The organism is Bradyrhizobium sp. 41S5 (assembly GCF_011516665.3).
GTDB lineage: Bacteria > Pseudomonadota > Alphaproteobacteria > Rhizobiales > Xanthobacteraceae > Bradyrhizobium > Bradyrhizobium quebecense.
This window is the reverse complement of the sequence record NZ_CP083721.1, coordinates 1064598-1077635: the sequence shown is the minus strand read 5'-3', so window position 1 is coordinate 1077635 and position 13038 is coordinate 1064598. Positions and strand designations below refer to the sequence as shown.

12 protein-coding genes are annotated in these 13038 nt (G+C 65.2%); 6 read left to right on the top strand and 6 right to left on the bottom strand.

Annotation, left to right across the window (positions count from 1 at the left end; all coding sequences use genetic code 11):
- The first annotated feature begins 32 nt into the window (after positions 1-32).
- Together hemA and HAP47_RS05115 are read left to right on the top strand one after the other, a co-directional pair.
- Entirely contained in the window at positions 33-1262 is a 1230-nt protein-coding gene (gene hemA / locus HAP47_RS05120; protein WP_173639165.1) for a 5-aminolevulinate synthase, read from the top strand.
- 114 nt (positions 1263-1376) lie between these two features.
- On the top strand, positions 1377-4886 hold the full coding sequence (locus HAP47_RS05115) for a PAS domain-containing hybrid sensor histidine kinase/response regulator (protein WP_173639166.1): 3510 nt from the start codon (positions 1377-1379) through the stop codon (positions 4884-4886).
- 2 nt (positions 4887-4888) lie between these two features.
- On the opposite strand, the gene HAP47_RS05110 is transcribed toward HAP47_RS05115, so the two are convergent.
- On the bottom strand, positions 4889-6085 hold the full coding sequence (locus HAP47_RS05110; RefSeq protein ID WP_231168765.1) for an MFS transporter: 1197 nt from the start codon (positions 6083-6085) through the stop codon (positions 4889-4891).
- 51 nt (positions 6086-6136) lie between these two features.
- Positions 6137-6310, bottom strand: coding sequence for a hypothetical protein (locus HAP47_RS05105; protein ID WP_173639167.1), 174 nt, complete (start codon positions 6308-6310; stop codon positions 6137-6139).
- A 95-nt stretch (positions 6311-6405) separates the two neighbouring features.
- On the opposite strand from HAP47_RS05105, the gene HAP47_RS05100 reads away from it, so the two are divergent.
- A complete protein-coding gene (locus HAP47_RS05100) occupies positions 6406-7041 on the top strand; it encodes a helix-turn-helix transcriptional regulator (RefSeq protein ID WP_173639168.1) in 636 nt (211 codons plus the stop codon).
- Between the two features lies 1 nt (position 7042).
- On the opposite strand, the gene HAP47_RS05095 is transcribed toward HAP47_RS05100, so the two are convergent.
- Complete coding sequence (locus HAP47_RS05095) at positions 7043-7717, bottom strand: response regulator (protein ID WP_173639169.1); 675 nt, start codon at positions 7715-7717, stop codon at positions 7043-7045.
- A 315-nt stretch (positions 7718-8032) separates the two neighbouring features.
- On the opposite strand from HAP47_RS05095, the gene HAP47_RS05090 reads away from it, so the two are divergent.
- Positions 8033-9697: an MFS transporter gene (locus HAP47_RS05090; RefSeq protein WP_173639170.1), complete on the top strand. Its 1665-nt coding sequence runs from the start codon at positions 8033-8035 to the stop codon at positions 9695-9697.
- A gap of 93 nt (positions 9698-9790) precedes the next feature.
- On the opposite strand, the gene HAP47_RS05085 is transcribed toward HAP47_RS05090, so the two are convergent.
- The 3 genes from HAP47_RS05085 to HAP47_RS05075 form a co-directional block, all read right to left on the bottom strand.
- Positions 9791-10264 (bottom strand): secondary thiamine-phosphate synthase enzyme YjbQ, encoded by a 474-nt coding sequence (locus tag HAP47_RS05085; RefSeq protein ID WP_173639171.1) that lies wholly within the window; start codon positions 10262-10264, stop codon positions 9791-9793.
- A gap of 137 nt (positions 10265-10401) precedes the next feature.
- Entirely contained in the window at positions 10402-10911 is a 510-nt protein-coding gene (locus HAP47_RS05080) for a hypothetical protein (protein ID WP_173639172.1), read from the bottom strand.
- A 13-nt stretch (positions 10912-10924) separates the two neighbouring features.
- Complete coding sequence (locus tag HAP47_RS05075) at positions 10925-11566, bottom strand: 2-hydroxychromene-2-carboxylate isomerase (RefSeq protein ID WP_173639173.1); 642 nt, start codon at positions 11564-11566, stop codon at positions 10925-10927.
- Between the two features lie 274 nt (positions 11567-11840).
- Between HAP47_RS05075 and HAP47_RS05070 the strand changes: the two genes are divergently transcribed.
- Positions 11841-12212 carry an AtpZ/AtpI family protein gene (locus HAP47_RS05070; RefSeq protein ID WP_092123093.1) on the top strand — a complete coding sequence of 124 codons (372 nt, stop codon included), beginning with the start codon at positions 11841-11843 and terminating at the stop codon, positions 12210-12212.
- Between the two features lie 72 nt (positions 12213-12284).
- The gene (locus HAP47_RS05065) at positions 12285-13034 is read left to right on the top strand and encodes a F0F1 ATP synthase subunit A (protein ID WP_173639174.1); all 750 of its coding nucleotides are present in this window, start codon (positions 12285-12287) and stop codon (positions 13032-13034) included.
- The last annotated feature ends 4 nt before the right edge of the window (positions 13035-13038 follow it).

Genomic DNA, 13038 nt, shown 5'->3' with positions numbered 1-13038 from the left:
TTCCGGTCAGGTTCCGCTTTCTGGGTTCGCCAATGAATTACAGCCAGTTTTTCCAAACCGCCCTCAACCGCCTGCATGACGAGCGGCGCTACCGGGTGTTCGCCGACCTCGAGCGGATCGCGGGACGCTTCCCCCACGCGACCTGGCACTCGCCGAAGGGCAGCCGCAATGTCGTGATCTGGTGCTCCAACGACTATCTCGGCATGGGCCAGCACCCCAAGGTGGTCGGCGCCATGGTCGAGACCGCGACCCGCGTCGGCACCGGCGCCGGCGGCACCCGCAACATCGCGGGCACCCATCATCCGCTGGTGCAGCTCGAAGCGGAGCTCGCCGATCTCCACGGCAAGGAAGCCTCGCTGCTGTTCACCTCGGGCTACGTCTCGAACCAGACCGGCATCTCGACGCTCGCCAGGCTGATTCCGAACTGCCTGATCCTGTCGGACGCGCTGAACCACAATTCGATGATCGAGGGCGTGCGCCAGGCCGGCTGCGAACGCCAGATCTTCCGCCACAACGACGTCGCGCATCTCGAAGAGCTGCTGATCGCCGCCGGCCCCGACCGGCCGAAGCTGATCATCTGCGAGAGCCTTTACTCGATGGACGGCGACGTCGCGCCGCTCGCCAGGATCTGCGATCTCGCCGAGAGATACGGCGCCATGACCTATGTCGACGAGGTGCATGCGGTCGGCATGTACGGCCCGCGCGGCGGCGGCATTGCCGAGCGCGACGGCGTGATGCACCGGATCGACGTGCTCGAGGGCACGCTTGCGAAAGCGTTCGGCTGCCTCGGCGGCTATATCGCGGGCCGCGCCGAGATCATCGATGCGGTGCGCTCCTACGCGCCGGGCTTCATCTTCACCACCGCGCTGCCGCCGGCGATCTGCTCGGCCGCCACCGCTGCGATCCGCCATCTGAAGACCTCGAACTGGGAGCGCGAGCGCCACCAGGACCGCGCCGCCCGCACCAAGGCGATCCTGACCGCCGCCGGGCTGCCTGTGATGTCGAGCGACACCCATATCGTGCCGCTGTTCGTCGGCGATCCCGAGAAGTGCAAGCGCGCGTCCGACCTGCTGCTGGAGGACCACGGCATCTACATCCAGCCGATCAACTATCCGACGGTCGCCAAGGGCAGCGAGCGGCTGCGCATCACGCCCTCGCCGTACCATGACGACGGCCTGATCGACGCGCTGGCCGAGGCCCTGCTCCAGGTCTGGGACCGGCTCGGCCTGCCCCTGCACCAGAAGTCGCTGGCCGCCGAGTAACCCTATCCTTTCCTACCCCCGAATTTGGGCCGGCCGTGCATCGCGCGGCCGGCCCTTTGCGTTATAATCCTGGCACCCGGCCCTCCCAGCGGCCGGGACAGGAGATGAGCAGCGATGCTGCACGACTGGGGCGTCATCGCCACGGCGTTCGCCTACATCGGATTGTTGTTCTTCATTGCCAGCCGCGGCGACCGCAGGTCGGCGGGTGCGCGCGGCCGTGCCAGCCAGTGGATCTATCCGCTGTCGCTGGCGATCTACTGCACCTCCTGGACCTTCTTCGGCTCGGTCGGCTTCGCCACCCGCACCAGCGTCGACTTCCTGGCGATCTATGTCGGCCCGATCGTGATGATCGGGCTGTGCACCCCACTGCTCCGTCGCGTCATCGCGCTCGCCAAGTCGCAGAACATCACCTCGATCGCCGACTTCATCGCCGCGCGCTACGGCAAGAGCCAGGCGGTCGCGGCCACCGTGGCACTGATCGCGATCATCGGCTCGGTGCCCTACATCGCGCTGCAGCTCAAGGCGATGGCCTCATCGCTGGAAACCATCCTGAGCGAGGATCAGGCGTTCTCGAAAATCCCGATCATCGGCGACATCGCGCTGATGGTGACGCTGGCAATGGCGGTGTTCGCGGTGCTGTTCGGCACCCGCCACACCGACGCGACTGAGCACCAGCACGGCCTGATCCTGGCGATCGCCGCCGAATCCATCGTCAAGCTGGTCGCCTTCATCGCCGCCGGCGCCTTCGTCACCTTCTGGATGTTCTCGCCGGTCGAGCTCTACGAGCGCGCCCTGAAGACGCCGGAGGCGGTACGCGCGATCGAATATGTCCCGTCGATCGGCAACTTCCTGATCATGACGCTGCTGTCGTTCTGCGCGGTCATGCTGCTGCCGCGCCAGTTCCATGTCAGCGTGGTCGAGAATTCGACCGGCGCCGAGGTCACCCGGGCGCGCTGGCTGTTCCCGCTCTACCTCGTCGTCATCAATATCTTCGTGATTCCGATCGCGATCGCGGGCCTCGTCATCTTCCCGTTCGGCGCCGTCGATGCCGACATGTTCGTGCTGGCGCTGCCGATCGAGGGCAATTCGCCACTGCTCAGCCTCGCGGTCTTCGTCGGCGGACTTTCGGCGGCGACCGCGATGGTGATCGTCGAATGCGTCGCGCTGTCGATCATGGTCTCCAACGACATCGTGCTGCCGCTGGTGCTGCCGCGCAGCGACGACGCCCGCGCCGGCCAGAAGGACTTTGGCGATTTCCTGCTGAAGGCGCGCCGCTTCTCGATCTTCGCCATCATGGTGATGGCGTATTTCTACTACCGCGCGCTCGGCAACACCCAGCTGGTCGCGATCGGCCTGCTGTCCTTTGCCGCGATCACCCAGCTCGCGCCGGCGTTTTTCGGCGGCCTGTTCTGGCGCCGCGCCACCGCACGCGGCGCCATGGCTGGCATGCTGGTCGGCTTCGCGACGTGGCTCTACACGCTGTTCATCCCGAGCTTCCTGGAAAACTCGACCACCGGCCTGATGCTGCTGCAGCATGGACCGTTCGGGATCGAGGCGCTGCGGCCGCAGGCGCTGTTCGGCGCCGATTTGCCGCCGCTGCTGCACGGCGTGCTGTGGAGCCTTGCCCTCAACATCCTCAGTTACGTCGTGTTCTCGCTGGCGCGCGCGCCGTCCGCGATCGAGCTGTTGCAGGCCGACGTGTTCGTGCCTAACGCGCTGGCCCCGATCGCGCCGAGCTTCCGGCGCTGGCGCACCACGGTGACGGTGCAGGACATCGAGAGCACGGTGACGCAATATCTCGGTCCCGACCGCACCCGCGAGGCGTTCGCCGCGTTCGCCGTCGACCGCAATATCGTGCTGCTGGCCTCGGCGCCGGCCGATTTCGAGCTACTGCAGCACGCCGAGCGCCTGATCGCGTCCTCGATCGGGGCGGCGTCCTCGCGCCTCGTGATGTCGCTGCTGCTGCAGCGGCGGACGGTGTCGGCCAAGGCCGCGCTGAAGCTGCTCGACGACTCGCACGCCGCGCTGCATTTCAACCGCGAGATCCTGCAGACCGCGCTCAATCACGTGCGCCAGGGCATCGCGGTGTTCGACGCCGATTTGCAGCTGATCTGCTCCAACCGCCAGTTCTCCGAATTGCTCGCGCTGCCGCCGCATCTGGTGCAGCTCGGCATCCCCTTGCCCGAGATCCTCGAATTCATGGGCGCGATCAGTCCGCCGCCGGCCGGCGACAGCGACAACCTGCTGCAATTGCGGTTGCGCGCCTACACCACCGAGGGCGAGCCCTACCTGGAACGCTTCACCGACCGCCATCTGGTGATCGAGGTCCGCGCTAACCGCATGCCCGGTGGCGGGCTCGTCATCACCTTCTCCGACGTCACGCCGAGCTTCGAGGCCGCGGAGGCGCTGGAGCGCGCCAATGCGACCCTGGAAAAGCGCGTCCGCGACCGCACCGAGGAGCTGACGCGGCTGAACTCGGAGCTCGCGCTGGCCAAGGGCATCGCGGAAGACGCCAACGCCTCCAAGACCCGCTTCCTGGCGGCGGCCAGCCACGACATCCTGCAACCGCTCAATGCGGCGCGCCTCTATGTCACGAGCCTCGTCGAGCGCCAGAACGGCGGCGAGGATTCGCGGCTGGTCGAGAACATCGACGACTCGCTCGAGGCAATCGAGGACATCCTGGGCGCACTGCTCGATATCTCGAGGCTTGATGCCGGCGCCATGACGCCGGCGATCACGAGCTTCCGGATGGCCGATTTGATGCGCTCGCTGGAGATCGAGTTCATGCCGATCGCCCGCGACAAGGGCCTCGATCTGCGCTTCGTGGCCTGCTCGCTGCCGGTCGAATCCGACCGCTCGCTGCTGCGCCGGCTGTTGCAGAACTTCATCTCCAACGCGATCAAATATACCCCGCGCGGCCGCGTGCTGATCGGCTGCCGCCGCCGCGGCAACGCGCTCCAGATCAGCATCTTCGACACCGGCGTCGGCATTCCCGTGCAGAAGCGCGGCGAGATCTTCAAGGAATTCCACCGCCTCGAACAGGGCGCCCGGATCGCCCGCGGCCTCGGTCTCGGCCTGTCGATCGTCGAGCGGCTGGCGCGCGTGCTCAACCACCGCATCGCGATTTCGGCCAATGTGAGCGGCGGCTCGGCGTTCTCGGTCACCGTGCCGGTCGCGACCGCCGTCAACCATACCGCGGCCGTCACCACCGCCACGCCGCTGTCGAAGACGCCGATGAGCGGCTCCCTGATCGTTTGCATCGAGAACGATCCCGCCATTCTCGACGGCATGAAGACGCTGCTGACGGCCTGGGACGCCGAGGTGATCGCGGTGCTCGATGCCGATGGCGCGATCAGCGCGATCGAGGCCGCCGGCGGCCGCGTCACCGGCGTGCTGGTCGACTATCATCTGGACCGTGGCAATGGCGTCGCTGCAATCCGCGAGATCCGCCGCCGCTTCGGCGACGGCATTCCGGCGATCCTGATCACCGCCGACCGCAGCCCCGCGGTGCGCTTGGCCGCTCGCGAGGAAAACATCGCGGTGCTGAACAAGCCGGTCAAGCCGGCCTCGCTGCGCGCCCTGCTCGGACAATGGCGCACCCAGCAGATGGTGGCGGCGGAGTAGCCTTACGACGGGCTGGCCTGAGGCCTGCGCAGCGACCGCAGGCGAAGTCCGGCCGCAACGGCGAGCATAGCCGGCACCACGAAGCTCGCCGGTACCCAGAAGGAGGCGCGCGCCATCGTCGCGTCGGCAATCGCAGCCGACAGTCCGCTGGCATTCGCGATCAGCCCCGCGATCGCCGCGCCGAACGCAAAGCCCATCTGCTGAATGGTGGGCACCGACGAGGCTGCGACCACCTCGTCGCCCGCCTTGGCACTGTCCATGATGCGATGTGCGACGAGCGGCCAGCACTGGCCGATACCGGCTCCCAGCATCGCGATCGCCACGACCAGCAGGATGATGGACGCCGCGCCGTCCGGACCCAGCCACCCGATCGCGGCAAGGCTCGCTGCCATGATCGCAGGCCCGATCAGCATCAGGCGGTCAGCCCGGCGGGCCGACACGCCGGCCGTCAGCAGCGAGGCGGCGCTCCAGCCCAGCGAAGCGCAGGCGACGGTGAAGCCGGCCGAGAGCGGATCGAAGCCATGCAGCTGTTGCGGGAACATCGGCACGTAGATCTGCAACGGACTGAAAGTGATGCAGAGCAGCAGCGCGAGCCACAGCCCGACGCCGGTGCCGGTGCGCCAGGAGAACGCGTCGCTGGGCAGCAGCCGGGGTGACGCCAGACGATCGAGCCGCAACATCGCGACAAACGAGAAGATCGCCGTGACGATCAGGCCGAGCTTCAGGAAGGGCGATCCGGCGGCGGAGGTGGCCGAGGTCGCGGCGATGGCAAGGCAGATCAGTGCGACACGACCGAGCGGCACGCGCGCCGACGACGAGCGCCGCGCCGCCGTGACTGGCGACAGGACGAAGAAGGCGGCGATCACCAGCACGACGGCCGTTGCGGCGCTGGCGACAAAGGCGCCGCGCCAGCTCGCGAAATGCGCGAACATCCCGCCGACCAGCGGGCCGATCAGCACCGACATGCTCCAACTCGTCGACATCAGCGCGATGGTTCGCGACCACATATGCTCGGGAAACGTGCCGCGCACCAGCACGTAGGCGACGGCAGCCTCGAGTCCGCCGCCGAATCCCTGGATCAGCCGGCCGGCCACGATCCAGCCCATCGCGGGGGCGAGCGAACACAGCACGGCGCCGACGCCGAAGATCGCAACGCCCACGCAGTAGACTTGCCGGGCGCCGAGCGCGGTGGAGAGCACGCCGACGCAGCTCGCCGCGACGATGGAGGACGCCAGATAGGCGGTGGTCGGTCAGCTCAGCATGGCGACGCCGCCGAGTTCGCCGACGATCGACGGCAGCACCGTCGTCAGCATCAGCACATTCATGGATTGCAGCAGCACACCGCCGAGCAGGATAGCCAGTGTCGGGATCCATTCGCGCTTGAGGAGCGATCGCCACCCCTCGCGGACTTCTTGTTGCTCCATGTCGGAGTTTCTCCTTCCGGACTGGCGCCAAGGCAGTTGCACACGGCGGCGATTTCCGGTTATTTTAGATAGCATCTTGTTTCTAAAATAAGCCAATGAGTCAAGACGACACGCGCAGCCAGGATCGCATCCTGTTCGAACTGAAGACGCGCGGCCCGCAGACGGCCGCCGGCGTCGGCGAGCGCCTCGACATGACGCCTGCCGGTGCGCGCCAGCATCTGCTGAAGCTCGAAGCGGCGGACCTTGTCGAAAGCGGCGATGAACGCGAAGGGCGCGGGCGGCCGCGGAAGTATTGGCGTCTGACGGAGCGCGGCCACGCGCGCTTCCCCGACCGCCACTCCGACCTCACGCTGGATCTGCTGCGGTCGATGCACGAAGTGTTCGGCGAGCGCGGCCTGGAGACGCTGATCGCGCATCGCGAACGCGCCGGCATTGCCGACTACCGGAAGGTGGTCGGAACCGAGGGCTCACTCCGACAGCGACTCACGGCGCTCGCACGGATCCGGAGCCGGGAAGGCTATATGGCGAGCGTGGTCAAGGACGCCGGCGGCTTCCTGCTGATCGAGAACCACTGCCCGATCTGCGCGGCGGCGGCAGCCTGTCAGGGCCTCTGCCGCTCCGAACTTGCGGTGTTTCGCGCTGTGCTAGGGAGCGACGTCGTGGTCGAGCGCGTCGATCACATTCTGGCCGGTGCGCGGCGCTGCGCGTACCGGGTGATGCCGGCCGCGTGAGTCAACTCGACGGCGTGCCCTGGCGCCACTGGCCGCCCGCGATCTTGGCGGCGGCGATCACGGCCTGGGTGCGGCTTTCGACGCCGAGCTTTTGCAGGATGGCCGAGACATGGGCCTTGATGGTCGCTTCGGAGACGCCTAGCTCGTAGGCGATCTGCTTGTTGAGCAGTCCCTCGGACAGCATCATCAGCACCCGCACCTGCTGCGGGGTCAGCGTCACCAGACGGTCGCGCAGCCGCGTCATGTCGGGATCGCCGGCCGCCGAGAGATCGGTGTCCGGCGGAACCCAGACGTCGCCCTCCATCACCTTCATGACGGCGTCACGCAACGTCTCGACGCCGAAGCGCTTGGGGATGAAACCGGAGGCGCCGAAATCGAGCGAGCGGCGGATGGTTCCGGCATCGTCACTGGCGGAGACGATGACCACCGGAATCGCCGGATACTGCGCCCGCAGATAGATCAGGCCGGAGAAGCCGCTGATCCCCGGCATGCTCAAATCGAGCAGGATCAGGTCGACCTCGGAGTCCCGTTCCAACAGCGCGGTCAGGTCCTCGAACGATCCGGCCTCGCTGATCGTGGCCGAACTCACGACACTGGACACCGCCTGACGCAACGCATCGCGGAACAGCGGATGGTCGTCGGCGATGACAAGATGAGTATTGGCAGCAGCAGTCATCTCAGTCCCACAAGCGGGCTTCGGCAAGCCCGCGCCGTACGGTTGTCGCCCGCGTGGCAGTATCACGCAAGCCTTTGATAATACCAGATGCCAACGCAGTTAACCCGCCGAGCTTGTGCACCGCAACAGACGCACGCGGGGACGTTCCATCCAACTCACGCCTCCAAAGATAAGTTCAAGCGTGCAAAAGCCAAAAGTCTTATTGGGACGGGTTTCACTGCGATGTTACCGTCGACTTAAGCCTAAGGCCCATTCGGGTCCAACCCGCCCGCCGGGGGCGAGCATGGCAGCAATAATTCGGGGGGAGCAATCCAGATGTCCACAATGACTGCAACTTCGGCGCGGCGCGCCGGCATGACGAAGGATGAGCGTTTCGTCATCCTGGCGTCGTCGCTCGGCACCGTGTTCGAGTGGTACGACTTCTATCTCTACGGTTCACTGGCCGGCATCATCGGTGCGCAGTTCTTCTCCGACTATCCGCCGGCGACACGCGACATCTTCGCGTTGCTGGCCTTTGCCGCGGGCTTCCTGGTGCGTCCGTTCGGCGCCATCGTGTTCGGCCGGGTCGGCGACATCGTCGGCCGCAAATACACCTTCCTCGTCACCATCCTGATCATGGGCCTGTCGACCTTCATCGTCGGCCTCTTGCCCAGCGCCAAGACCATCGGCATCGCGGCGCCGATCATCCTGATCTCGCTGCGCCTGTTGCAGGGCCTCGCGCTCGGCGGTGAGTATGGCGGTGCGGCGACCTACGTCGCCGAGCATGCGCCACAAGGCAAGCGCGGCTACTACACCTCGTTCATCCAGACCACCGCAACGCTCGGACTGTTCCTGTCGCTGCTGGTGATCCTGTTCACGCGCAGCATCATCGGCGAAAAGGACTTCGCGGATTGGGGCTGGCGTGTTCCGTTCCTGGTGTCGGTGCTGCTGCTCGGCATCTCCGTCTGGATCCGTCTGCGGTTGAACGAATCGCCAGTGTTCCAGCGCATGAAGGACGAGGGCAAGGCTTCCAAGGCACCGCTGACCGAAGCCTTCGCGACCTGGAGCAACGCCAAGATCGTGATCCTCGCCTTGTTCGGCCTGACCATGGGCCAGGCGGTGATCTGGTACACGGGCCAGTTCTACGCGCTGTTCTTCCTGCAATCGATCCTGAAGGTCGACGGCTACACCGCCAACCTGCTGATCGCCTGGTCGCTGTTGCTCGGCACCGGTTTCTTCCTGGTGTTCGGCGCGCTGTCGGACAAGATCGGCCGCAAGCCGATCATCCTGGCAGGCTGCCTGATCGGCGCACTCACTTTGTTCCCGATCTTCCGCATGATCACGACCAACGCCAACCCGGCGCTGGAAAAGGCCTATGAGACGGTGAAGGTCCAGGTCGTGGCGGATCCCGCAGGTTGCGGCGATCTGTTCAACCCGGTCGGCACCCGCGTCTTCACGGCGCCTTGCGATACCGCCCGCGCCTTCCTCGCCCAGTCGTCGGTGAAATACTCCACCGTGCCGGGCCCGGCCGGCTCGCCGGTGAAGGTCACCGTCAACGACAAGGACGTGCCGTACACGGACGCCAAGACGTCGAACCCCGCGATCATCGCGGCGGTGCAGGCGGCGGGCTATCCGAAGCCGGGCGACGCCGCCATCGTGAAGATGTCGAATCCATTCGACATCTTCCGTCCGCAGGTGGCTGCGATCATCGGGCTGTTGTTCATCCTGGTGCTCTACGTCACCATGGTCTACGGCCCGATCGCCGCGATGCTGGTCGAGTTGTTCCCGACCCGCATCCGCTACACCTCGATGTCGCTGCCCTATCACATCGGCAACGGCTGGTTCGGCGGCCTGCTCCCGGCGACCGCGTTCGCGATCACCGCCTCGACCGGCGATATCTACTCCGGTCTCTGGTATCCGATCATCTTCGCGGCAATCACCGTCGTGGTCGGCGCGCTGTTCATTCCGGAAACCAAGGACGTCGACATCACCAAGACCTGACCAGTCGACATCGCTATCAAACTGCATCGGCCGCGGAGCGATCCGCGGCCGATGTCGTCTTGGAAGCCGGGCCTTGGAGCGAGGTTCAATCCGTCAGCGCGTGGCACCGATGAATTGCAGCACGATCTCGCGCCGGTGCGGGTGGGCACGATGCTCGATCAGATAGATGCCCTGCCAGGTGCCGAGCGCCATCTCGCCATCGAGCACCGGGACCTGCAGCGAGGTCGCCGTCAGCATGGTCTTGATGTGCGCCGGCATGTCATCGGGCCCTTCGGTATCGTGACGCCAGCCGCCGTCTTCGGGCGCCGCGCGATCGAGCGCCGTCATCAGATCGACCAGCACCGTGGGATCGGCATTCTCCTGGATCGTCAGCGAGGCCGAGGTGTGACGGATGAACAGCGTCACCGCACCCTCGCCGGCGCGCACCTCGCGCAGGAATTTTGCGACCTCGCGCGTGATGTCCGTGAAGCCGGCGCCGGACGTTTCGACCGTCAGGCACGACGACACGATGCTGGCGACGGCGACGGAGGATGGCGCCGAGCGCGACATTTGCTTCGATGAACTCATCTATCCTCTAGACCGTCGTGCCGGCCTGGTGCGCAATTGCGCACGGGGGCCGGGAGAATCGACTCCGAGTCGTCGAAATCGAGAGGCCGCGGCGTATGGGTCCCGGCTTGCGTCGGGACGACATTGTGCAAGCAACCTCAAATCTTGCCGCCATTGACGTCGCGCTGCACGCGGTTGGCCATCTCGATCAGCCGCCGCCAGGCCCGCTCGACGAACGACATCATGCGATCCATGTCGCGGTCGCTCGGCAGCGGAATCTCGATCTTGCGCTCGCCCTCGGCGACCTTCGGCTCAGCCTTCTTCAACGAATCCGATTTCGGCAACGCCTCGTCGGTCTTGGCCGATGGTGCGCGCGCGGCGAGCTCGCCTTTCAGCTTGTCATTGTCGGCCTGCAGGCGGCCGATCTCGGCATCCAGTGCCGACCGCTCGTCGGGCACCATGTAACAGGCCCAGCCGGCGCTGGAATTGGTGCAGGTCGACACCGCGCCGGTGCGGGTGTCGAGCCGCAGGAAGCCATCGCCGGCCGGCGACAACGCGTAGCGGCCGTTCTCGGTATCGGGCGCGGTTTGCGCGAGCGCGGCGCCGCTTGAGATCAGGATGGCAACGATTGCGATGGACAATTTCGAGGACGACATCGCGATGGGCATGGCTTGCTCCGCCTCAACCTGATTCCTGCCCCTCAACCACAGAGCTATAGGGCTTGCGGCCTGACTTCAACGCGTCCTCGAGCAATTCGATCCGGTCCTGCCCCCAGAACAACTCGCCATCGAGCACATAGCCGGGCGAGCCGAACACGCCGGCGTCCAATGCATTCTGGCGATTCTGCTCATAGGCCGCGCTGATCGCATCGGAGCCCGAGCGCTCCACCAGTTGCCGACCCGGCAAGCCTGCATCGTCGGCGAGCTTCACCAGCGTCGCAGCATCGGCAAGATTGAGCTCGAGCTCCCACACCGCGGGATAGGCGCCTTGCAAGAATGGCTCGGGGTCGAGGCCGGCCTCGAGCAGCGCAATCACGACGCCATCGGCAAGCCGCCCATTGAACGGCCAATTGGCCGGCTGCAGGTGAAAATTCAGTCCGCGCTTGTCGCGCCAGCGTTGCAACTCGATCATCCGGTAGCGCTGCCGCACCGGGTGGCGCTGGGCGAGCGGCAGCCCGCCGGTCTCCGAGAACAAATCGACCAGCAGCACGGGCCGGTAATTTACCTTGAGATCGTAAGTGCTTACGAGCCGCACGAAGGGCTTGTGACCGATATAGGCCCAGGGCGATTGCAGCGAGAAGTAGTAATCGATCTGGCGTGACATGCGGAACCTTGACTGCATGAGGATAAGGACTTTCGGCGATCCCAGCAGAGCCGGAAATGCCAGGCAACAGCGCTTCAAAGCATACAAGCTGTTGCACTGCGAACACTGCGTCACTCTGACCTTGAATATCTCCAAATAAATCCAGCAGAATCAAAGCAATAACTGGTTACGACGCAATCTTGACTTGATTAGACGCGGTAAGTATGGTCCGCGCGGCTTTTGACGGGGACGGGCGCAATTTCCATCATCCGCGGCTTCGGTTAGTGTTCGCAGCATGGCTGAGAACACCAACGACGGCGCAGGTGGAAGTCGCGATCAATCGCCTCCTGACGAAGCTGCGCTTTCCGCAAGGCTCGGAAGTCTCGATCATCGGTTGTCAGAAATTCGCGACAGCCGCAGGAGCAAGACTGATCAATCCGGTACTGAAAGCGGGGACAGTGCCGCCAGAGCTTCGGCGATGGCGCTCGGTTTTCGTCTTTCCTCGGAGCTGATCGCGGGCGTTGCCGTCGGAGCGGCGATTGGCTGGGGATTCGACCGTTTGCTGTCGACGTCGCCATTCGGCTTCATCGTGTTAACGCTGCTCGGCTTCGTCGCCGGCGTGTTCAACGTGGTGAGGTCCGCGGGCGTGGCCTCGGGCAAGCGCTGAGCGCTGGCGGGAAGTCACGACATTTGAAATTCGATTACCGGCACGATGGCCGGTGGACCAAGAGCCGCGCGGATGAAAATCGACCCGATCCACCAGTTCAATATCGAGCCCCTCTTCACGCTCGGCCACATCGGCAATCATACGATCGCCTTTACCAATTCGTCGCTCTACATGTTCGTCGCGGTGCTGCTGATTGCGCTGCTGATGCTGGCGAGCGGCCGGGAACTGGTTCCGGGACGGCTGCAGTCGGTCGCCGAAATCTCCTACGAGTTCGTCGCCAGCACGGTTCGCGGCAACGCCGGTGCGGAAGGCATGAAGTTCTTCCCGCTGATCTTCTCGCTCTTCATGTTCATCTGCGTCTCGAACCTCGTGGGCATCATCCCCTACACCTTCACGATCGCGAGCCACCTGATCGTCACCGCGGCCCTTGCGCTCCTGGTGTTCTTCACCGTCCTGTTCTACGGCGTCTACAAGAACGGCCTGAAATTCTTCAGCATCTTCGTCCCCTCCGGCGTTCCGATGTACATCCTGCCGCTGGTCATGTTCATCGAGATCCTGTCGTTCTTCCTGCGGCCGGTCTCGCACAGCGTTCGTCTGTTCGCCAACATGCTGGCCGGCCACATCGCGCTGAAGGTGTTCGCGGGCTTCGTCGCGATGCTCGGCTTCTCGCTGGGCGCGCTCGGCTGGTTCGGCGGCGTGCTGCCGCTGGCGCTCACGGTCGCGCTGTACGCCCTCGAACTGCTGGTCGCGTTCCTGCAGGCCTACGTGTTCGCGATCCTGACCTGCATCTACCTCAACGACGCCATTCATCCGGGACACTAAGCGG